Below are 20,340 nucleotides of genomic sequence, written 5' to 3' on the forward strand. Positions count from 1 at the left end.
CCATTGTCCAATATTCCCCACTGCTGCCTCCCGTAGGAGTCTGGGCCGTGTCTCAGTCCCAGTGTGGCTGATCATCCTCTCAGACCAGCTACTGATCGTCGCCTTGGTGAGCCATAACCTCACCAACCAGCTAATCAGACGCGGGCCGATCCTTCGGCAGTCAAGCCTTTCCCCATAAGGGCGTATCCGGTATTAGCTCAAGTTTCCCTGAGTTATTCCGAACCGAAGGGCACGTTCCCACGCGTTACTCACCCGTCTGCCGCTGACCCCGAAGGGCCCGCTCGACTTGCATGTGTTAATCCTGCCGCCAGCGTTCGCTCTGAGCCAGGATCAAACTCTCAAGTTGAAGAGCTGATCAAAGCTGATCACAACATAAACGGAAGCACACAACCGATCGGCGTTTCCACCTGATCGTGTGAGCACCGAAACGTCAGACCAGCATCATCCTACTCACGATCCCACCCAGAGGCAGGATCCGCAGGGACGACGCCGTCCACGCTTCTCTTTCTCGTATGAACTTGTCAAAGAGCTGATCGGGCCTGAAGCCCAATCTCGACCTTCCGAGAACAGAAAGCAGCGCCGGGTTGCCCCGGCCCTTGCTTCATCGTCTCTGGGAAGGTTCGTCGAAGGGGGCCGTTCGTCTCGGCGCCCCGTCGGTGAGCGGCTGTCTAAGGGTAGCCGGCTCGCCTGTCAACACACCCGAAGCCCGGAGGTTTCGGCCCCCGAGACCGAAAAGTGGGGCAGGGGGCGGCCCGGCCTCGGCATTCGAGTCGGAAGCGAGATGGTGCTGGACGTCCTGCCGTCAAGGGAATGCCGCTGGCCCGAGACCTCCGGACCTGCTTCCCCTAGATAGAATGGGCGACGCAGGAGACCGATGGCGGATGCGGACGACCCTTCCACCTCTCGCGGTGATCGGTGCCGGGTTCAGCGGCACCATGGCGGCGCTTCATTTGAGTCGGCTGATGCCGGACCGGCCGGTCCTGCTCTGCGAGAAATCCGGCGCCTTCGCCCGAGGGCTCGCCTACGCGACCGGGTGCAGCGATCATCTCCTCAACGTGCGCGCGACCAACATGAGCGCGTTTCCGGACCAGTCGGAGCATTTCGCCCGCTGGCTCGAAGGCTGTCCGCTCGACCATGCCGCCTGGACGCGGTCGACGCCGGCCGGGCTGTTCGCGGCCCGCGGGCTCTATGGCCGCTACCTCACCGACCTGCTGGTGAGCGCGTTGTCGGCACCGGGACCGGATCTGAGCCTGATGCTCGAGAACGACGAGGTGGTCGACCTCGCGCCGCGGCATGACGGTTTCGAGCTGACTCTCGCGGCCGGGCGGCGCCGCCGGGTGGCAGGCGCCATCCTCGCCTGCGGCAACCTGCGGGCGCCCCGCGGCCCGCGCAGCCGCTACGCGGTCGATCCCTGGGGCGACACGCCCCTCGACGACCTGCGGCCCGACCTGCCGCTGCTCATCGTCGGGACGGGGCTGACCATGGTCGACGCGGTCGCCGCCACGCGGCAGCGCGGCTTCACCGGCCCGATCCTCGCCGTATCGCGCCACGGCCTGCTGCCGCAGGTCCATGAGGCGACGGCGCCCTGGCCTGCGCCTGCGGTGCCCGAGGCCGCGCGGCGATCTTTGCCCGCGTTGCTGCGCTTCGTGCGCGAGGAGGTCGGGCGGGCCGCGGCGGCGAATATCGACTGGCGCAGCGTGGTCGACTCCCTGCGGAGTGCCAGCGTCGCACTTTGGCGCGGGCTGCCGCTCGCCGAGCAGCGTCGCTTCCTGCGTCACGTCCGTGCGTTCTGGGACGTGCATCGCCACCGGATGGCGCCACCCGCCGCCGAGATCGTCGCGCGCGAGCGGGCGAGCGGCGGGCTGATCCTGATGCGCGCCCGGGTGGTCGCGGTCGAAGATCGGGCGGGCCATGCCCGCGTCAGCCTGCGCGAACGCGGGACCGACGCGCCACGGGTCGTCGACGTGCAGCGGATCATCGACGCCTCGGGCGTCGGGCGCGTTGCCGATACCGACGACGTGCTGCTGCGCCGCCTGATGGAGCGCGGCCTGATCCGCCCGGACGCCCTCGGGCTCGGCCTCGCAGTGGCGGACGATCTGGCAGTGCTCGACGAGACCGGTACGGCCGGCGCGCCGCTCTGGACTCTCGGTCCGCTGCTGCGCGGAACCCTCTGGGAATGCACGGCGGTGCCGGATATCCGCGGCCAGGCGGCGGACCTCGCCCGGACCGTCGCATCGCGGCTACAGACGGTAGCGATGCGGGAGCCGGCGTGACCCGCGACGATCCCGGCCGGCGCCAGAACGCGTGCGGGCACAGGGGCTTGCCTCCGGCGCCCACACCTATGGCGCAGGTTCCATAAGATACATTATGCGAATCGTGGCTGTGGGTGCGGAGAGGAGACTGCCCGCCCGTCCGGGGATCGACCGGCGCACTCCCCTGCGCGCCGGCCGGTGACGGGCTTGCCCAACGCTCCGTCAAGTCAACGGATCAGAGCGCCGCGATCAGCGCCTTGGCCTTGGCGGCGACCTGCTCCGGCGTATCGCCGGGCTTGTAGAGCGAGGAGCCGCAGCCGTAGCCGCTGGCGCCGGCGGCACGCCAGGCTGGCAGGCTCTGTGCGTCGACGCCGCCGACCGGCAGCAGCGGCGTGCCCTTCGGCAGCACCGCCCGCAGCGCCTTCAGCATCGGCGGCCCGCCGGCCTCGGCCGGAAACAGCTTGAGGGCATCGGCGCCGGCATCGAGAAGGCCGAAGGCCTCGGCCGGGGTCATGAAGCCCGGCATCGCCACCATGCCGCGGGCCTTGGCGGCGCGCACCAGGGCGCCGTCGGCGTGGGGCGTCACCAGCAGGCGCCCACCGGCTTCGGCCACCGCGGCGACCTCGGTCTCGCGCCGGATGGTGCCGGCGCCGACGAGCGCCCGGTCGCCGAGGCGGGCCGCGAGGCGGCGCACGCTCTCAAGCGGCTCGGGCGAGTTGAGCGGCACTTCGAGGATCGCCACGCCGGCATCCACCAGGGCATCGCCGATCGCCTCGACCTCGTCGGGCCGGACACCGCGCAGGATCGCCACCAGCGGACAGCGGGCCAGCCAGCCCGCCACGTCGAGATTCATGCCCACAGCGTCGTCTCCCCGATCAGTGCCAGGCCCCGGGCGGCGGCGTCGGAATCGCCCGCGACCGCCTCGCCGCCCTTGAGGGAAATTGCCCGTCCGTAGAGCGCCATCAGCGGGCCGGAGCCGACGAGCCGCACGAGCGCGGGCCTCGCCATGGCCGCCGCGACCTCGTGCCCGATCAGCAGGCCGGAGAGATAGCTCGCGGAGTCCTCGGGCGCGAGCCGACCGAACAGGCCGAGGGCGCGGGTGCCGAACAGGTGGTGCAGCAGCCCGCCGGCCTCCCCCGACCGGGCGACGCCCGCCTCGAAGGCCGGGCCCGGCTCGGCGGTCCCGGTCATCATCCGGCCGAGGATAGTGTGGTCCTTGAGCGCCGCGAAGGCCTCGCCGGTCATGTGGGTGGAGAAGCCGGTGATGCGGCCGCCCTCGACCCGCACCCACTTGGCGTGGCTCCCGGGCAGGCAGAGCAGCCCGTCGGCCTCGCCGGGAGCGAGCGCCCCGAAGCCGATTGCACCCAAGCCGATTGCACCGAAGACCTGGACCTCTTCACCGCGCATCACCTCCGGGACGCCGCCCGCGTCCTCGGCGCTCAGGCCCGGCACCAGTCGCACCGTCGCGCCCTCGAAGGGGACCGGCACGACGGCGCCCGCGAGGTCGGCGAGCCCCGCCGGACAGGCGAGGTACGGCGCCTCCTGCCAGCCCTGGCGGCTGCCGACCATGCCGGAGAGCAGGACACGACTCTCGCCGTCCGCCAGCCAGTCGCCGACCATGGCGGTGAGTGCCGCCGGAAAGCCGCCCTCGGGAACCCTCAGGATGCCGCCGGCGCCTTCGCGCCGCTCCAGCAGCCGCCCGTCCGGCGTGAGCCGATAGGCCCGGGCGCTGCTCGTTCCCCAATCCACCGCGATCATGCCGGCCCCTGTCCCCCCGGAATCCTGTGGCCCACGCGCGCCGCGGGCGCAACCGCCGGCGGCTCGCTTGACGCCGGTTCCCACCGCTCCTATCCAGGAAGAAAGGTTGCAAGTGAAACCATAATCCTGAAGCGACAATCCAGGGCAGGAAAGGATCGCCGCCATGAATCTCCAGGCGCCGTCCGGGCTTCGTCCCGCCGCCACCGGCTCCGGTCTCGCGCCCGGCTACATGTCGGGCTTCGGCAACGGCTTCGAGAGCGAAGCCCTGCCCGGCGCCCTGCCGATCGGTCGCAACTCGCCCCAGAAATGCCCCTACGGCCTCTACGCCGAGCAGATCTCCGGCTCGCCCTTCACGGCGCCGCGCACCGCCAACGAGCGGTCCTGGCTCTACCGCATCCGTCCGACCGTGATGCATTGGGGCGCCTTCCGGAAGATCGAGGCACGCCTCTGGCTCACCGCCCCGGCCGAGGCCGCGGACCTGCCGCCGGCGCCGCTGCGCTGGGATCCCGTGCCGATCCCGGACGAGCCCCTGTCCTTCATCGAGGGCATCCGCACCATGACCAGTGCGGGCGATGCGGGAGCGCAGGCCGGCATGGGGGCGCATCTCTACTTCGCCACCCGCTCGATGCACGACGAGTACTTCTACAACGCCGACGGCGAGATGCTGGTCGTGCCGCAAGAAGGCGCGCTTCGCTTTCGCACCGAATTCGGGGTGATCGCGGTCGAGCCCGGCGAGATCTGCGTGATCCCGCGCGGCGTGAAGATCGCGGTCGATCTCCTCGACGGCCCGGCCCGGGGGTACCTGTGCGAGAATTACGGCGGCGCCTTCACGCTGCCGGAGCGCGGCCCGATCGGTGCCAATTGCCTGGCCAACCAGCGCGACTTCCTCACGCCGGTGGCGGCGTACGAGGACCGCGACGCGCCCGGCACGATGCTGGTGAAGTGGGGCGGCAGCCTCTGGGCGGCCGAGATCGCCCATTCGCCCCTCGACGTGGTGGCCTGGCACGGCAACTACGCCCCCTACAAGTACGACCTGAGGAAATTCTCGCCGGTCGGCCCGGTCCTGTTCGACCACGCCGACCCGTCGATCTTCACGGTGCTGACCTCGCCTTCGGAGACGCCCGGCACCGCCAACATCGATTTCGTGATCTTCTCCGACCGCTGGCTGGTGGCCGAGAACACCTTCCGGCCGCCCTGGTACCACCTCAACGTGATGAGCGAGTTCATGGGGCTGGTCTACGGGGTCTACGACGCCAAGACCGGCGGCGGCTTCCGGCCGGGCGGGGCCTCGCTGCACAACACCCTGCTGCCGCACGGGCCGGACGTCGATGCCTTCGAGAAGGCCTCCAACGCCGAGCTGAAGCCCCACAAGCTGGAAGGCACCCTGGCCTTCATGTTCGAGACGCGGTTTCCCCAGAAGGTCAGCCGCTTCGCCGCCGAGACCCCGGCGCTGCAGCAGGATTACGGCGCTTACGGCCGCAAGCTGACGAAGCACTTCGACCCGAGCCGGCCGGAGGCGCGGTGATGACGCTCGACCATACCCACGATCCCGCCGCCCGCTCCTGCGTGCCCGGCGCCGACGGGCATCCCGACTTCCCCATCCAGAACCTCCCGCTCGGGGTATTCTCGCCGGGGGAAGGCGCGGGCCGGCCCGGCGTCGCGATCGGCGACCATATCGTCGACCTCGCGGCGACGCAGGAAGCGGGGCTGCTGACCGGCGAGGCGTCGCGGGCGGTCGCGGCGGCGCAAGGCGGCGACCTCGCCGGGCTTCTGGCGCTCGGCGGCGGGCCGCGCCGGGCCCTGCGCACGCAGCTCTTCGCGCTCCTGTCGGCGGAGAGCCCGGAGCGCGACCGTGTGCCGCCGCTCCTGCACGAAGCGGCCTCCTGCACGCTGCACCTGCCGGCGCGGATCGGCGACTACACCGACTTCTTCGTCGGCATCCATCACGCCACGAATACCGGCCGGCAGTTCCGGCCCGACCAGCCGCTCCTGCCGAACTACAAGCACGTACCGGTCGGCTATCACGGCCGCGCCTCGTCGATCCGGCCGTCCGGCGTCCCGGTGCGCCGGCCGCACGGCCAGGCAAAGCCGCCGCATCTCGACGCGCCGGTCTTCGGTCCCTCGCGCCGGCTCGATTACGAGCTTGAGCTCGGGGTCTGGATCGGGCCCGGCAACGCGCTCGGCACGCCGGTGCCGGTGGGTGAGGCCGCCGACCGGATCGCAGGGTTCTGCCTCCTCAACGACTGGTCGGCCCGGGACATCCAGGGCTGGGAGTACCAGCCCCTCGGGCCCTTCCTCGCCAAGAGCTTCGCCACCACCATCTCGCCCTGGATCGTGACGCCCGAGGCGCTGGCGCCGTTCCGCATCCCGCAGGCGGCACGGCCTTCGGGCGATCCCGACCCCCTGCCCTACCTGCTCGATCCGGTCGACCAGGCCGGCGGCGCCCTCGATCTCGATCTCGAGATCCTGCTCTCGACCCGGGCCTCCCGCGAGGCCGGGTTGCCGCCGCACCGGGTCGCCCGCTCGAACGCCCGGCACATGTACTGGACGGTGGCGCAGATGGTCGCCCATCATACCAGCGGCGGCTGCAACCTGCGGCCCGGCGACCTCCTCGGCACGGGCACTCTCTCGGGTCCAGAGCCGGATTCCTGTGGCAGCCTGCTCGAGACCACCCAGGGCGGCAAGGTGCCGGTCCGGCTCGACAACGGCGAGGAGCGCCGCTTCCTGGAGGACGGCGACGAGGTGACCCTGGTCGCCTATGGTCGGCGCGAGGGCTTCGCGTCGATCGGTTTCGGCGCCTGCCGGGCTCTCGTGCTGCCGGCCTCATGACCTCGTGTAGGGTCACTTGGCATCCGGTCACTGGGCATCCAGTCACCTGGCATCCGGTCGCCGATCTCGCGGAGTTCGAGGACGGGCCGCTGCTCGCCCGCGAGGCGGGCGGCGTCGCCCTCGCGCTCTACCGCGTCGACGGCGCGGTCTACGCCACGCAGGCGCGCTGCACCCATGCCGGCGTGCTTCTCACCGAGGGCGAGATCGTCGAGGGCTACATCGAGTGCCCGGCCCATTACGGCCTGTTCGAGATCGCGACCGGCCGGGCCCAGGGCGGGCCGGTCTGCCGCGACCTCGCAACCTATCCGGTGCGGATCGACGGGACCCGCATCTGGGTCGGGGTCGCGCCGGACGCTCCTTGAGCGCACCCGGGTCCAGGTTTGCGCCGGCCGCATTCCGCTCACGAAATGATGAACCGTCGATCCGCAACAACAAAAGCACAGAACAGTTGGCGAACCGCACACCAGACGGATGCTTCGAACCTGGAGGCATACATGAAGCGACTCTTTCTCGCCGGTATCGCGGTGTTTCTGATCTCTCCCGCCCACGCGCAGGTCGGGTCCGACCCGGCGGAAATCCGGGAACCGGGACCGAAGCGGCTCACGACCCCGAATCAGGGTCAGGAAGAGGTCTTCGAGGGCAGCCGGACACAGATCGACAATTCGGGCCCCGGCTCGACCGGCACTCTCGCCCGCAGCGGTCTCGGCGCCGACAACTGGTCCAACGACACTGCCAACACGTCGAACGCGTCCAACCCCGAACGCGGAATCCCGAATTCCGGCGGGAGCGGTGGGGATAGCGGTCAATAGGCTAGAGGCGGCCGCTCCGCCGTGATGCGTCGCCGGCCTTCTCGTGAAGGCCGGTGCGCCGTTCACGCCGACGAAATCTCGACGGTCCCGCCGGTACGGGCTGCTTGCGCGATCGCGTCGACGACGCGCAGGTTCTGCAACCCGTCGCGGGCGCTCACCAGCGGCACGGCGTCGCCCCGGATCACCGCGGCGAAATGCGCGATCTGCTCGGCCAGGGGATCGGCGCGCTCGACCGCGAGCGTGTCGCAGGCGAAGGGCTCGAACCAGGACCGCGCTTCGGGCCGGGCGTAGCGCTTGAGCCGGAAGGTCGGCACCGCCAGCGACCCCTCGGTGCCGAGGATCGTGTAGGCGTCCTCGTCGGGATAGGTCGGATAGGCGTCGTTCTCGCGCGCGGTATGCTCCCAGCTCCGGGCCGCGGCCGCCGTATCGGACAGGAGGAAGGTGCCGAGCGCGCCGTTCGCGAAGCGGAGCGTCATCGCGACCGTATCCTCGATCGAAAAGCCCCGCACCGCGTTGGACGCGGTGGCCTGCACGGCGGCGATCTCGCCCACCATGGCGCGCAGGTTGCCGATCTCGTGGATCATGTTGATCAGGAGCGGCCCCCCGCCCGGCTCGCGCCGCCAGGCATTCGGCCCCTCGAAGTAGCCGTCGGGCTTGTAGAAGGCGGCGCTGCCGATCACCCCGACGATCCGGCCGAGGAACCCCGAGCGGACCGCCTCGACCGCCCGCCGCAGGATCGGGCTGTGCAGGCGGTGATGGCCGACGAGCACCCGCGCTCCCGCCTCCTCCGCCGCCGCGACCAGACGCTCGCCCGCCGCGAGGTCGTGGGCGAGGGGCTTCTCGATCAGCACGGGGAGCCCGGCCGCGATGCAGGCGAGTCCCTGGGGGACGTGCAGCCGATTCGGCGTCGCCAGCACCACGCCGTCCGGCCGGTCGGCGGCGAGGCAGGCCTCCAGGGTTTCGTGGCGCGGGACACCCTCCCGGGCGGCGATCGCGGCGGCGCCGGGCCCCGGATCGACGATGGCCGAGAGCCGTGTACCGGGATTTCTGCCGATCTCCTCGATGTGGCGCAGGCCGATCAGCCCGGCACCCGCGACCGCGATCCGTACCTCGTCCAAGCCGGCCTCCCCGTCGCCGGCTGACGCGGCGTTCGTCGGCCCGGACTCTGGGTCGGCCATGGAGCGGAGACAAGACGGTTGGTCGTCACGCTCTCCCCAATTTCAGGACGAGGGGAGGCCGACAGGGATTCCGGCAGCGAACATCGGCGGAGCCGCTCACCCGCCACCTGCCGCAGAGGAAGGCTGCGCCGATCCGCTCTCAGCGATCCCCTGCCAGCCCCTGCCCGCTCGCCGCGCCCGCGAGCGCCAGGATCGCCCGGTTGAGCGGCACGTCGATGCCATGGCGCTCGGCCGCCGACACGACGGCGCCGGTGAGGTGGGCGTGTTCCAGCGGTCGGCCGGCGAGGCGGTCGTAGAGCATGGAGCTGCCACCGTCGCCGGTCATGCGGAGGTAGCCGTCGAGGATGCGGGTGGCGTCCTCGTCGGTCAGCCGGGCGCCCTCGGCATTGGCGACGCGGATCACCTCGGCCATCAGCCCGCGGGCGAGGTCCTGGATCGCCGGATCGTTGAAGACCACGATGCGCCGGAGGGTGAGCGCCGTGATCGGGTTGACGACCGCGTTGCTGAGGAGCTTGCGCCAGGCGATCGTGACGAAATCCGCTTCCTGGGTGATCTCGAACGGCGTGCCGGAAAACAGCTCCGCGAAGGCGCTGCCGTCGGCGCCGGCCGGCACGCTCATCTTCGTGCTGCCGTGATGCGTGATGCGGCCCGGCGCCGTGCGCTCGACCGAGCAGTAGATGATTGCCGGCAGCACCGTCACGCCCTCGTCCAGGTGCGGCCGCGCCCGCTCCGCCTGGCCGACGCCGTTCTGCACCACCACCACCCGGGTCTTCGGCCCGACGAGAGTGCGGAACCAGGGCTCGGCGCTCGCGGTGTCCTGCGCCTTCGTCGTCACCAGCACCCAGTCGGCGACGCTCACCTCCTGCGGGTCGGCGACGATGCGCACCGGCACCTCGCGCTCGCCGGACGCGTCGGTGACGACGAGGCGGTCGAACGGCGTGCGCACGCACAAGGTGACGTCGCGCCCCGCCCGCTCCAGCGCCCCCGCCAGGTAGCCGCCGATCCCGCCGCTCCCGATCACCGCGACGCCGCCCGCCTGCCTGGTGCCGTCCGCCATCGTCCCGCTCGCTCTCGAAGGTGCCTGATGGGCCGGACCTTAAGGCCGCGCCGGGCCCCCGGGAAGGCGGGAGGGATGCAGGGTGGGCCTGCAATCCCCGCTCGCCGGTGCCGCCGTTTCCTCCCTTGCCTGCTGCGCTGCGGGATCTAGCTTCCGGACCGTCGCGTCACCGCGTCGCGCCCGCAGGCAAAGGAGACCCCCATGACGTCGCACGTCCCGGTGGAAGGGCACGCCGCCTCCGGCACCACGCCGGCCCCGCCCTGCACCATCGTGATCTTCGGCGCCGGCGGCGACCTGACGAAGCGCCTGCTGATGCCGGCGCTCTACAATCTCGCCGGCAGCCGCCTCCTTGACGAGACGACCACGATCTGGGGCGTCGACCACACCGACGGCTCGGACGACAGCTGGCGGACGAACCTGTCCGACACGATGGAGTCCTTCACCAGGGACGACACGGCGGAGTTCCACGCCAAGCACATCGATCCGAAGGCCTGGGGCTTCGTGCGCGACCGGCTGCACTACCTCAAGGGCGATTTCCTGGCGCCCGAGACCTACGAGCAAATCGGGAAGACAATACCCGGCAACGCCGTCTTCTACCTCGCGGTGGCGGCGCGGTTCTTCGCCCCGATCGTCGAGCATCTGGGTCAGGCCGGCCTCTTGAAACAGTCCGACGACGCCTTCCGCCGCGTCGTGATCGAGAAACCGTTCGGCAGCGATCTCGCCTCGGCCCAGGAGCTGAACAAGCGGCTGCTCGCGGTCGCCGACGAATCGCAGCTCTACCGGATCGACCATTTCCTCGGGAAGGAGACCGTGCAGAGCATCATGGCGATCCGCTTCGCCAACGGGATGTTCGAGCCGATCTGGCGCCGCGACTTCGTCGACCACGTCCAGATCACCGCCGCCGAGACCATCGGCGTCGAGGAGCGCGGCGCCTTCTACGAGCCGACCGGGGCGCTGCGGGACATGGTGCCCAACCACCTGTTCCAGCTCCTGTGCATGACCGCGATGGAGCCGCCGGTCTCCTTCGACGCCGAGGCGGTGCGCACCGAGAAGGCGAAGCTCGTCCAGGCGGTGCAGCCGGTCCAGCCCGGCGACGCGGTGCGCGGCCAGTACCGCGCCGGCACCGAGCAGGGCCGCACCGTCCCGGGCTACCGCGACGAGCCGCATGTGGCTCACGACAGCCGCACCGAGACCTACGCGGCCTTGAAGCTCACCATCGACAACTGGCGCTGGGGCGGGGTGCCGTTCTACCTGCGCACCGGCAAGCGGATGACCGGGCGGCGCACCGAGATCGCGGTCCATTTCAAGCCGGCGCCCTACCGCCTCTTCCGCGATACCCCGGTCGACCAGATCGCCCCCAACATCCTGCGGATCATGGTCGATCCGGTCCAGGGCATGACCACCGAGTTCAACGCCAAGGTGCCGGGCCCGTCGATGCGCCTCGGCGCCGTGCGCTCGACCTTCCGGGAGGGCGACTTCTTCCCGCAGGAGCCGAATGTCGGCTACGAGACCCTGCTCTACGACTGCCTGTGCGGCGACGCGACCCTGTTCCAGCGCGCCGACAACATCGAGGCGTCCTGGGCCGCCGTCGATCCGCTGGTGAAGGCCTGGGGCGCCGGCGGCGAGCCCGAACCCTACGATTCCGGCAGCGCCGGCCCGGCGGCGGCGGACGAGCTGCTCGCCCGCGACGGCCGGCACTGGCTGCCGCTGGACGGCGAATAGGCCGTGGACGAGTCGCCGGAATGGCTGGAGGCGGACGGGCTCGGGGGCTTCGCCTCCGGCCCCGTTCGAGGCCCGCGCACGCGGCGCTACCACGCCCTGCTCTTGACCGCGACGACCCCGCCGACCGGCCGGGTGGTGCTGGTCAACGGAATCGAGGCCGAGGTCGAGACCGGGAGCGGGCCCGTCCCGCTCTCGACGCAGGCCTATGCCCCGGACGTCATCCATCCGGATGGCTGGCGCCACATCGAGGCGTTCACCCCCCGGCCCTGGCCGACCTGGACCTACCGGCTGCCCGACGGCACCACGCTCCGGCACGAGATCCTGGTCGAGCCCGATTCCGGCGAGACGGTCCTGCACTGGCAGCGCCTGGCCGGGGACGGCCCGTGCGCGCTCCGCGTGCGCCCGCTCCTGTCGGGTCGCGACTACCACGCCCTCCACCACGAGAACCCGGCCTTCGCCTTCGCGGCTGTCGCCCGGGGCGGCAACGTCTGCTGGCGGCCCTATCCGGACCTGCCGGCGGTCGCGGCGCTCACCAACGGGGCTTACGCCCACGCCCCCGACTGGTACCGCAACTTCCTCTACGCGTCCGAGCGCGACCGCGGCCTCGACGACCTGGAGGACCTCGCGAGCCCGGGCTCCTTCACCTTCGACCTCGCCGCGGGTCCTGCCGTGATGATCCTGCGCAGCGGCGACGGCCTCGCCGTCCGGGCCGGGCCCCACGCCGAGCGGCTGATGGCGGCCGAGCGGGCGCGGCGCGAGGCGCTGACTCCGCTGGCGCTGGCGGCCGGCGCCTATCTGGTCGACCGGCCCGGCGGCCGCACCCTGGTGGCGGGCTTCCCGTGGTTCACCGATTGGGGCCGCGATACCTTCATCGCGCTCCGCGGATTGCTGGTCGCCACCGGAGCCCTGGCGCAGGCCCGCGCGATCCTGCTCGCCTGGGCCGGCGCGGTGAGCGAGGGCATGATGCCGAACCGCTTCCCCGACCGGGGCGAGGCGCCGGAGTACAACGCCGTCGACGCCTCGCTCTGGTACATCGTCGCGGTCCACGACGTGCTCGACGCCCACGCCGCCGCGGGCCGGCCGGTACCGGAAGCGGAGGCGGCGCGCCTGGCGCAAGCCTGCGCGGCGATCCTCGACGGCTACGCCGCCGGCACGCGCTTTCGCATCGGGGCCGATGCCGACGGGCTGCTGCGCGCCGGCGTGCCGGGCGTGCAGCTGACCTGGATGGACGCCAAGGTCGGCGACCGGGTGATCACGCCCCGCATCGGCAAGCCGGTCGAGATCCAGGCCCTGTGGATCAACGCGCTCAGGATCGCCGCCGCCCGCTGGTCGCCGCGCTGGCGCGAGTTGGAGCAGCGCGCCTCTGCCAGCTTCGTGCGCTTCGTCTCCCCGTCCGGCGCCCTCCATGACGTGATCGATGCCGACCACGTCCCGGGCGCGGTGGATTCCAGGTTGCGGCCGAACCAGATCCTGGCGGTCGGCGGACTGCCCTTCCCCCTCCTCGACGGGGCGCCTGCCCGGGCGGTGGTCGAGGCGGTGGAGGCGCGGCTCCTCACGCCTCTGGGCCTTCGCTCACTCGATCCCGCCGATCCGGATTATCGCGGCGCCTATGCGGGCGGTCCGGCGGAGCGCGACGGCGCCTACCACCAGGGCACGGTCTGGCCCTGGCTGATCGGCCCCTTCGTCGATGCCTGGCTCGGCCTGCGCGGCCGCTCTGCCGCGGCGAAGGCCGAGGCGCGCTCCCGTTTCCTGCCGCCGCTGACGGCGCATCTCGCCGAGGCCGGCCTCGGCCACGTCTCGGAGGTCGCCGACGGCGACCCGCCCCACAGCCCCGGCGGCTGCCCGTTCCAGGCCTGGTCCCTCGGCGAGCTGATCCGCCTGCGGCGGATGCTCGACCTCGATCCCGTGTGACCATCGTGGAGACCTCCACCATGCCCGCCTCCCCCGCCCCCTGCCTGACCGACACCGAGGAAGGGCGCCGCCTCGCCGCCGTGGAGGACGAGGGCTGGCATCTTTGGGGGCCGTACCTGAGCGAGCGGCAATGGGGCACGGTGCGGGAGGATTACAGCGCGGGCGGCACCGCCTGGGACTACCTGACCCACGACCAGGCTCGCTCCCGTGCCTATCGCTGGGGCGAGGACGGCATCGCCGGCTTCAGCGACGACCGCCAGCTCTGGTGCTTGGGCCTTGCCCTGTGGAACGGCCGCGACCCGATCCTGAAGGAGCGGATGTTCGGGCTTACCAACAGCGAGGGCAATCACGGCGAGGACGTCAAGGAGCTGTGGTGGTACCTCGATGCCACCCCGACCCACTCCTACATGCGGATGCTCTACAAGTACCCGCACGCCGCCTATCCCTACGCCGACCTCGTCGCCGAGAACGGCCGGCGCAAAGGGAAGAACCTGCCCGAATACGAGATCGCCGAGACCGGCGTGTTCGAGGATGGGCGCTACCACGACGTGACGGTCGAATACGCCAAGGCCGCGCCCGACGACGTGCTGATGCGGATCACGGTCGCCAACCGAGGGCCGGACGACGCGGACCTCCACGTCCTGCCGCATCTCTGGGCGCGCAACACCTGGTCGTGGGGGCAGGAACCCTGGGAGCAGGCGCAGCCCCGCCCGCTCCTGCGCCTGACCGAGGCCGGCGCCGTCGAGGCGACGCGCGGGCGCGCGCCGGCGCTCCGCTTCGCCGCTTTGCAGCCGGCCGAGTTCCTGTTCTGCGAGAACGAGACCAATGCGCGGCGGCTGTTCGGAGCACCCGGCCCGGCCCACCCGAAGGACGCGATCAACGACCGCGTCGTCGAGGGCCGCCAGGACGCGGTGAACCCGCTCGCCGAGGGCACCAAATGCGCCGCCTGGACGCGCGTGAGCGTGCCGGCCGGCGGCACCGTCACCTTGCGCTTCCGCCTCGGCCCCGCCACGAATTCCGACGCGCGCGACGTGGCCGCCTTCGACGCCGTGGTGGCGCGCCGCCTCGCCGAGGCCGACGAATTCTACGCCGCGCTCCAGCGCGACATCGCCGACCCGGATGCCCGGCTGGTGCAGCGCCAGGCGCTCGCCGGCATGCTGTGGTCGAAGCAATATTACCATTTCGACGTCCGGCGCTGGCTCGCCGGCGATCCGGCCCAGCCGGCCCCGCCGGAGGCGCGCCGCCACGGCCGCGACAGCGACTGGACGCACCTCAACAACGCCGACATCGTGTCGATGCCGGACAAGTGGGAATATCCCTGGTACGCGGCCTGGGACCTCGCCTTCCACTGCGTGACCTTCGCGCTGATCGACCCGGCCTTCGCCAAGGGCCAGCTGATCCTGCTCACCCGCGAATGGTACATGCACCCGAACGGGCAGCTGCCGGCCTACGAATGGGCCTTCGGCGACGTGAACCCGCCGGTCCATGCCTGGGCGGCCTTGCGCGTCTACCGCATGGACCAGGCGATGACCGGCAAGGCCGACCGGGCCTTCCTCGAGCGGGTCTTCCACAAGCTGATGCTGAACTTCACCTGGTGGGTGAACCGCAAGGATGCCGGCGACCGCAACGTCTTCCAGGGCGGCTTTCTCGGTCTGGACAATATCGGCATCTTCGACCGCTCGGCGAAGCTGCCCACCGGCGGCACCCTCGACCAGGCCGACGGCACCGCCTGGATGGCGATGTACAGCCTCAACCTGATGCGGATCGCGCTGGAACTGGCGGTCGAGGACCCGGTCTACGAGGACATCGCCACCAAGTTCTTCGAGCACTTCCTGACCATCGCCGAGGCGATGACCCATGTCGGCGGCAACGGCACCGGCCTGTGGGACGAGGCCGACGAGTTCTATTACGACGTGCTGAGCCTGCCCGACGGCCGCCAGGTGCCGCTGCGCGTGCGCTCGCTGGTCGGGCTGATCCCGCTCTGTGCCGTCGAGGTGCTGGACGAGCACTTCGCCGAGCGCTTCCCGGCCTTCGCCCGCCGCGCCCGCTGGATCCTGACCCACCGCCCCGACCTCGCCGCCCAGGTCTCGCGCTGGGAGGAGCCGGGCCGCGGCAACCGGGTGCTGCTCTCGCTGCTCCGCCGCCACCGCATGAAGGCGCTCTTGCGCCGGATGCTCGACGAGACCGAGTTCCTGTCCCCCCACGGCGTCCGCTCGGTCTCGAAGGCGCACGCGGCGGCGCCGTTCCGCTTTCCCTGGGACGGCCAGACCTTCGCGGTCGATTACGAGCCGGCGGAATCGACGACAGCCGTGTTCGGCGGCAACTCGAACTGGCGCGGGCCGATCTGGCTGCCGATCAACTTTTTGCTCGTCGAGGCCCTGACCGAGTTCGGCCGCTTCTACGGACCCGAGTTCAAGGTCGAGTGCCCCTCGGGCTCAGGGCATTACCTCACCCTGCCGCAGGTCGCCGACGAACTCTCCGCCCGCCTCACCCGCCTGGTGCTGCGCGGCCCCGACGGCCGGCGCCCGGTCCTGGGCGACAGCCCGCGGTTCCAGGACGACCCGCATTTCCGCGATCACGTCCCGTTCCACGAATACTTTCACGGCGATACCGGCGCGGGCCTGGGGGCGGCCCACCAGACCGGGTGGACCGGATTGCTGGCGCTGCTGCTCCAGCCGCGGCGGAACGTGGCGGGTGGGCAGGTGCCGGCGGCGCCGGAGGGGTAATGGCGACTTCGAGTCTGTCAGCTTTCTAGTATGAGATTCGGAAGTAATCCCCCCGGATCTCATTCCCGACAAGCATTGATCTTCTTGATATTGTGATTTCATAAATTTAAATCAATCATAGATAAAAAACACAAAATGTCATATAATTTGATTTATAATATTTTATCTATTGTAAACAAGCATCCCGCCCAAAGGTGTCCGTACCACCCCGCAATCTTTAGGCGCATTGCGGCACAAGGTTGCTAGATCCTCAAGTTCTCTATAGCGCGTGTACTTCAGATTCGGATTGCACTCGGTCGTCGCAACCCGGGCCACGCTCGTACTCACAGTCGTCTCTCCGAGCGTCGAGATGCTTCTGAACGCGGAGACACCACCGCAGCGGTAATACGTCCCGGCGCCCGCTCTCGCCATGAAGTTGGTCTTGGCTGCCGTCTCCACGCTGACCGGATAGCGGATAATAACCCGGGAAGATGCACCGAGAGGCCTCTTGTCTATCTCGATGTCGCTGATCTCCGGTGGTCCGATCGCATCATCCATGTAGCCCATGACAAGATGCTTCGCCGCAACCTGCTTGTAGTTCTGCGGCAGGCTTGGGATGCCATCACTCGCAGCGGCGGCCTGAGGATCCGAACGACCAGCCGATTGTACTCCACCACCGGCCGACGGCGATGGGGAGCCGGAGACACAGGCCGAGAGCAGACTCGCCGTCATCCAGGCAGTCGCGACATGCAGACCGGACTTCATTTTCATGTCTTAAACCTTTCTGTTTGGTTACCAAGGCCTCTTACGCAAGCGGAGATGAAAATACCACGTGTGCCCACGTGCCGGCGAAAACGTATTTTCGGCTGTTGCGACGCGGCACCAGCTTCGGTGTCGGAACGCAGTCGATCTAGAAAGATGCTTGAATGAGCAGAGAACGGGCGGACCGCGATCGAACATGGTCGCCGACGAACTCTCCCTCATCACCGCTTCTTCCCCGGCCGCTTGAACACCCCGACGATCTCGACATGCGGCGAGTGCCGGAACTGGTCCACCGGGGTCACCGCCTCCAGCCAGTAGCCGCCGCGCACCAGCAGCGCGGCGTCGCGGGCGAAGCTGCCGGCGTCGCAGGAGACGCCGATTACCACCGGCACCTTCGATTCGGCGATCCGGGCGCTCTGCGCCTCGGCGCCGGCGCGCGGCGGGTCGAACACCACGGCGTCGTGACGGTCGAGTTCCGGTGCCAGCAGCGGGCGGCGGAAGAGGTCGCGGCGCTCGGTGGTGATGGTGCGCAGGCCCGGGGTCTCGCGGAAGGCGCGGTCGAGGGCCTTGAGCGCCCCCTCCTCGCCCTCGACGGCGTGGACGGTGTGGCCTTCGGCGAGCGCCAGCGAGAAGGCGCCGGCCCCGGAGAACAGGTCGACCACGCGCTTGGCCTTGCCGACGCCCTCGACGACGAGGCGGGCGAGGGTCGCCTCGCCCTCCGCCGTCGCCTGGAGGAAGCCGCCGGAAGGCGGCACCAGCCGCGAACGGCCGACACGGATCTCGGGCGGGCGGCGGATGATCAGCACCTCGCCGTGCAGGCTGAGCCGGGCGAGGTCGAGCTCGCCGGCGAGCAGCACCAGGGCTTGCCGCGCCCGCTCGGAGGCCGGGCCGTGGCCGCGGATATCGACGTCGAGGCCGCCGGCGGTGGCGGTCACCTGCACGTCGAGGGGCTTAGCCCCGCCGCCGCCGAGGGGACGGCTCACCGCGCGGGCGATCTCGGGGGCCCGGTGCAGGGCCGCCTCGGTGATCGGGCAATGGTCGATCGCCACCAGGGCGTGGCTGCGCGCCGCCATGAATCCGGCCTGCGGCCCGCCCTCCCCGGCACGCACGTGCAGGGTGATGCGCCGCCGCCCGGACCCGTGCGCGTCGAGGAGCGGCGCCACCGGCGCCTCGATCCCTGCCCGCGCCAACGCGCCGACCACGAGGTCGCGCTTCCACGCGGCGTAAGCGCCGGGCGCGAGGTGCTGGATCGCGCAGCCGCCGCAGCTACCGAAATACGGGCAGAACGGCGCGATCCGGTCCGGCGACGGGTCGAGCACCGCGTCGAGCCGAGCACGGGGCGGTCGGGTGCCCTCCTCGGCTTGCGCCCGCACGGTCTCTCCCGGCAGGGCGCCCGGCACCACGAGTCCGTCCGCCGTCACGCCGTCGCCGCGCAGGCCGAGACGGGCGATCTCGCAGGTCATCATCTCCAACGCCTCGCTCATCGTCCCGTCTCCCGCACGGCACCGATCAGGAACTCCCGGTTGCCGTCGCCGCCCTCGACCGGCGACGGGACCAGGCCGCGCACCGTGAAGCCGAGCGACGCGACGAGATCCCGGATCCGCGTGCAGACGGCCGCCTGCACCGCCTCGTCCCGCACCAGCCCGCCGCGGCCGACATGCGCGCGCCCGGCTTCGAATTGCGGCTTGATCAGCGCCGCGAGCGCGGCGCCGGGCGCCAGGAGCGGAACCACGGGCGGCAGGACCAGCCGCAGGGAGATGAAGCTCACGTCGATCACCAAAAGGGAGGGCGGCTCGGGGAAAGGTTGGAGGGAGCGGGCGTCGGTCGCCTCGAGCGCCGCGACGCGGGGATCGGCGGCGAGGCTCGGATGGAGCTGGAAGCGGCCGACATCGACGGCGTGGACGAAGGCCGCGCCGCGGCGCAGCAGCACGTCGGTGAAGCCGCCGGTCGAGGCCCCGATGTCGAGACAAGTCCGGCCCGCCGGGTCGATGTCGAAGGCGTCGAGGGCGGCGGCGAGCTTGAGGCCGCCGCGAGAGACGTAAGGGTGCGGCGCCTCGGCGAGGATGACGGCGCCGCGGGCGATCAGGTCGGAGGCCTTGCGCACGACGACGCCGTCGGCCCGGACCAGCCCGGCCTCGATCGCGCCCTGCGCCCGCGCCCGGCTCTCGAAATGGCCCGCCTCCACCAGGAGGCGGTCGGCCCGCAGACGCTCGCCCGTCGTCATCGCCCTCGATCCTTGGTCGTGAAAGATCGGCTTCGTGGCCGTTTCGCCCGCGGCAGGGCGTCCCCGCCCGCGCCGGATGCCCTAGCTATACGACGACACACGAGGAGAGTGTTCGAGATGAGAAACATCGTGCTCGCGAGCGCCTTGGGGCTAGCCCTCGCCGCCCCCGCAATGGCGCAGGACAAGGCGGCCCAGGACAAGCCGGCGGCGCCGACGACCTACGACGCGCCGATCGTGAATAGCAAAGGCGAAACGATCGGCAAGGTCGCGCTCAGGGACGGCGCCAACACCCTGGTGATGCGGGTGACGATCCAGGCCGGAGGCCTGCCGCCCGGCTGGCACGGCATCCATTTCCACGCGGTCGGCAGCTGCGCCGACACCGACAAGTTTCAGGAGTCGAAGGCCCACGTCAATCACGACAACGCCAAGCACGGCCTGCTGAACCCGGAAGGACCGGACGAGGGCGACCTGCCGAACGTCTACGCCAATGCCGACGGCTCGGTGAATGCCGAGGTCTCGAGCGACACGCCGATGACCGGCGAGGGCGGCCTGAAGGACAACGACGGCTCAGCGCTGATCATCCACGCCAACGAGGATGACCACGCCACGCAGCCGATCGGCAATGCGGGCGCCCGCATCGCCTGCGCGGTCATCAAGTAGGCGGGAGCGGGCCGCGTTCGACGACGCGGCCCGATTCCCGTTCAGCGCTGGCGCCGGGCAACGCTGACGACGTTGCTGGCCGAGACGTTGCCGGGAGCCTTGGCCTCCGAACGCGCCGGCAAGGTCGCCTCGACGACCTTGACGATCGAGGGTGCGTCGAGCCCGGCCTGCGCATACATCCGCTCCGGCGTGTCGTGGTCCTGGTAGCTGTCCGGCAGCGTCAGCGTCCGCACCCGCACCGTGCCGTCGTCGAGCGCACCGCGCGACGACAGCAGGTGCAGCACCATCGCCCCGAAGCCCCCCACCGACCCCTCTTCCAGCGTCACCAGGACCTCGTGGCTCGCCGCCAGGTCCAGGATCAAGGCCTCGTCCAGCGGCTTGGCGAACCGCGCATCCGCCACCGTCACGCCGATCCCCGACGCCTCCAGGCGCTCCGCCGCCTTCAAGGCCTCCGCCAGGCGCGTGCCCAGGCT

General features: G+C 70.6%; 17 protein-coding genes and 1 rRNA gene. 9 read left to right on the forward strand and 9 right to left on the reverse strand.

Annotated features, from left to right (window positions below; translation table 11 throughout):
* Nucleotides 1-346, reverse strand: a 16S ribosomal RNA gene (locus G4G93_RS34035); the annotation flags it as partial.
* Between the two features lie 535 nt (nt 347-881).
* Here G4G93_RS34035 and G4G93_RS34040 point away from each other — a divergent pair.
* A complete protein-coding gene (locus G4G93_RS34040; protein ID WP_165091718.1) occupies nt 882-2,273 on the forward strand; it encodes an FAD/NAD(P)-binding protein in 1,392 nt (463 codons plus the stop codon).
* A 214-nt stretch (nt 2,274-2,487) separates the two neighbouring features.
* Here G4G93_RS34040 and G4G93_RS34045 read toward each other — a convergent pair whose 3' ends face one another.
* Both G4G93_RS34045 and G4G93_RS34050 read right to left on the reverse strand, forming a co-directional pair.
* Nucleotides 2,488-3,105: a 2-dehydro-3-deoxy-6-phosphogalactonate aldolase gene (locus tag G4G93_RS34045; RefSeq protein ID WP_165091720.1), complete on the reverse strand. Its 618-nt coding sequence runs from the start codon at nt 3,103-3,105 to the stop codon at nt 2,488-2,490.
* Nucleotides 3,102-4,010, reverse strand: a complete 909-nt coding sequence (locus tag G4G93_RS34050; RefSeq protein WP_165091721.1) for a 2-dehydro-3-deoxygalactonokinase — start codon at nt 4,008-4,010, stop codon at nt 3,102-3,104. Before G4G93_RS34050 ends, G4G93_RS34045 begins: the two co-directional genes overlap by 4 nt.
* A gap of 163 nt (nt 4,011-4,173) precedes the next feature.
* Here G4G93_RS34050 and hmgA point away from each other — a divergent pair, with 163 nt between their 5' ends.
* From hmgA to G4G93_RS34070, 4 genes are all read left to right on the forward strand, one after another.
* The gene (gene hmgA / locus G4G93_RS34055; RefSeq protein WP_165091723.1) at nt 4,174-5,535 is read left to right on the forward strand and encodes a homogentisate 1,2-dioxygenase; all 1,362 of its coding nucleotides are present in this window, start codon (nt 4,174-4,176) and stop codon (nt 5,533-5,535) included.
* The gene (fahA, locus tag G4G93_RS34060) at nt 5,535-6,839 is read left to right on the forward strand and encodes a fumarylacetoacetase (protein ID WP_165091725.1); all 1,305 of its coding nucleotides are present in this window, start codon (nt 5,535-5,537) and stop codon (nt 6,837-6,839) included. The genes hmgA and fahA overlap by 1 nt, the downstream gene beginning before the upstream one ends.
* Nucleotides 6,836-7,201, forward strand: coding sequence for a non-heme iron oxygenase ferredoxin subunit (locus tag G4G93_RS34065; RefSeq protein WP_165091727.1), 366 nt, complete (start codon nt 6,836-6,838; stop codon nt 7,199-7,201). The genes fahA and G4G93_RS34065 overlap by 4 nt, the downstream gene beginning before the upstream one ends.
* A gap of 132 nt (nt 7,202-7,333) precedes the next feature.
* Nucleotides 7,334-7,648 (forward strand): hypothetical protein, encoded by a 315-nt coding sequence (locus G4G93_RS34070; RefSeq protein WP_165091729.1) that lies wholly within the window; start codon nt 7,334-7,336, stop codon nt 7,646-7,648.
* Between the two features lie 62 nt (nt 7,649-7,710).
* Here G4G93_RS34070 and G4G93_RS34075 read toward each other — a convergent pair whose 3' ends face one another.
* Both G4G93_RS34075 and G4G93_RS34080 read right to left on the reverse strand, forming a co-directional pair.
* Nucleotides 7,711-8,766 carry a Gfo/Idh/MocA family protein gene (locus G4G93_RS34075; protein WP_165091730.1) on the reverse strand — a complete coding sequence of 352 codons (1,056 nt, stop codon included), beginning with the start codon at nt 8,764-8,766 and terminating at the stop codon, nt 7,711-7,713.
* Between the two features lie 199 nt (nt 8,767-8,965).
* Nucleotides 8,966-9,883 (reverse strand): 2-dehydropantoate 2-reductase, encoded by a 918-nt coding sequence (locus tag G4G93_RS34080; protein WP_165091732.1) that lies wholly within the window; start codon nt 9,881-9,883, stop codon nt 8,966-8,968.
* A gap of 201 nt (nt 9,884-10,084) precedes the next feature.
* On the opposite strand from G4G93_RS34080, the gene zwf reads away from it, so the two are divergent.
* From zwf to G4G93_RS34095, 3 genes are read left to right on the forward strand one after another with little or no spacing between them, the layout of a single operon-like run.
* Nucleotides 10,085-11,605, forward strand: a complete 1,521-nt coding sequence (gene zwf / locus G4G93_RS34085) for a glucose-6-phosphate dehydrogenase (protein WP_165091733.1) — start codon at nt 10,085-10,087, stop codon at nt 11,603-11,605.
* Between the two features lie 3 nt (nt 11,606-11,608).
* Nucleotides 11,609-13,516 (forward strand): amylo-alpha-1,6-glucosidase, encoded by a 1,908-nt coding sequence (locus tag G4G93_RS34090; RefSeq protein ID WP_165091735.1) that lies wholly within the window; start codon nt 11,609-11,611, stop codon nt 13,514-13,516.
* 20 nt (nt 13,517-13,536) lie between these two features.
* A complete protein-coding gene (locus G4G93_RS34095; protein ID WP_165091737.1) occupies nt 13,537-16,242 on the forward strand; it encodes an MGH1-like glycoside hydrolase domain-containing protein in 2,706 nt (901 codons plus the stop codon).
* A 162-nt stretch (nt 16,243-16,404) separates the two neighbouring features.
* Here the strand turns inward: G4G93_RS34095 and G4G93_RS34100 are convergent, their stop codons facing one another.
* The 3 genes from G4G93_RS34100 to G4G93_RS34110 form a co-directional block, all read right to left on the reverse strand.
* On the reverse strand, nt 16,405-16,986 hold the full coding sequence (locus G4G93_RS34100; RefSeq protein WP_165091739.1) for a hypothetical protein: 582 nt from the start codon (nt 16,984-16,986) through the stop codon (nt 16,405-16,407).
* Nucleotides 16,987-17,204: 218 nt separating this feature from the next.
* A complete protein-coding gene (locus G4G93_RS34105; RefSeq protein ID WP_165091740.1) occupies nt 17,205-18,467 on the reverse strand; it encodes a class I SAM-dependent RNA methyltransferase in 1,263 nt (420 codons plus the stop codon).
* Nucleotides 18,464-19,207 (reverse strand): TlyA family RNA methyltransferase, encoded by a 744-nt coding sequence (locus tag G4G93_RS34110; RefSeq protein WP_165091742.1) that lies wholly within the window; start codon nt 19,205-19,207, stop codon nt 18,464-18,466. The genes G4G93_RS34105 and G4G93_RS34110 overlap by 4 nt, the downstream gene beginning before the upstream one ends.
* Nucleotides 19,208-19,324: 117 nt before the next feature.
* Here G4G93_RS34110 and G4G93_RS34115 point away from each other — a divergent pair, with 117 nt between their 5' ends.
* Nucleotides 19,325-19,867, forward strand: coding sequence for a superoxide dismutase family protein (locus G4G93_RS34115; protein ID WP_165091744.1), 543 nt, complete (start codon nt 19,325-19,327; stop codon nt 19,865-19,867).
* Nucleotides 19,868-19,908: 41 nt separating this feature from the next.
* Here G4G93_RS34115 and G4G93_RS34120 read toward each other — a convergent pair.
* A partial coding sequence (locus G4G93_RS34120; protein WP_281409770.1) for a transketolase C-terminal domain-containing protein occupies nt 19,909-20,340 on the reverse strand: 432 nt, incomplete at its 5' end.

The sequence above is a fragment of the Methylobacterium sp. DB0501 genome, from assembly GCF_011043735.1.
In the GTDB taxonomy this organism is placed as follows: Bacteria; Pseudomonadota; Alphaproteobacteria; order Rhizobiales; family Beijerinckiaceae; genus Methylobacterium; species Methylobacterium alsaeris.

Excerpts from the sequence above, each read along its gene's own strand:
- G4G93_RS34115 (WP_165091744.1), top strand. The coding sequence starts at position 19,325 with ATGAGAAACATCGTGCTCGCGAGCGCCTTGGGGCTAGCCCTCGCCGCC.
- fahA (WP_165091725.1), top strand. The coding sequence starts at position 5,535 with ATGACGCTCGACCATACCCACGATCCCGCCGCCCGCTCCTGCGTGCCC.
- G4G93_RS34040 (WP_165091718.1), top strand. The coding sequence starts at position 882 with ATGCGGACGACCCTTCCACCTCTCGCGGTGATCGGTGCCGGGTTCAGC.
- G4G93_RS34045 (WP_165091720.1), bottom strand. The coding sequence starts at position 3,105 with ATGAATCTCGACGTGGCGGGCTGGCTGGCCCGCTGTCCGCTGGTGGCG.
- zwf (WP_165091733.1), top strand. The coding sequence starts at position 10,085 with ATGACGTCGCACGTCCCGGTGGAAGGGCACGCCGCCTCCGGCACCACG.
- hmgA (WP_165091723.1), top strand. The coding sequence starts at position 4,174 with ATGAATCTCCAGGCGCCGTCCGGGCTTCGTCCCGCCGCCACCGGCTCC.
- G4G93_RS34065 (WP_165091727.1), top strand. The coding sequence starts at position 6,836 with ATGACCTCGTGTAGGGTCACTTGGCATCCGGTCACTGGGCATCCAGTC.
- G4G93_RS34070 (WP_165091729.1), top strand. The coding sequence starts at position 7,334 with ATGAAGCGACTCTTTCTCGCCGGTATCGCGGTGTTTCTGATCTCTCCC.
- G4G93_RS34095 (WP_165091737.1), top strand. The coding sequence starts at position 13,537 with ATGCCCGCCTCCCCCGCCCCCTGCCTGACCGACACCGAGGAAGGGCGC.
- G4G93_RS34100 (WP_165091739.1), bottom strand. The coding sequence starts at position 16,986 with ATGAAGTCCGGTCTGCATGTCGCGACTGCCTGGATGACGGCGAGTCTG.
- G4G93_RS34110 (WP_165091742.1), bottom strand. The coding sequence starts at position 19,207 with ATGACGACGGGCGAGCGTCTGCGGGCCGACCGCCTCCTGGTGGAGGCG.
- G4G93_RS34050 (WP_165091721.1), bottom strand. The coding sequence starts at position 4,010 with ATGATCGCGGTGGATTGGGGAACGAGCAGCGCCCGGGCCTATCGGCTC.
- G4G93_RS34080 (WP_165091732.1), bottom strand. The coding sequence starts at position 9,883 with ATGGCGGACGGCACCAGGCAGGCGGGCGGCGTCGCGGTGATCGGGAGC.
- G4G93_RS34105 (WP_165091740.1), bottom strand. The coding sequence starts at position 18,467 with ATGAGCGAGGCGTTGGAGATGATGACCTGCGAGATCGCCCGTCTCGGC.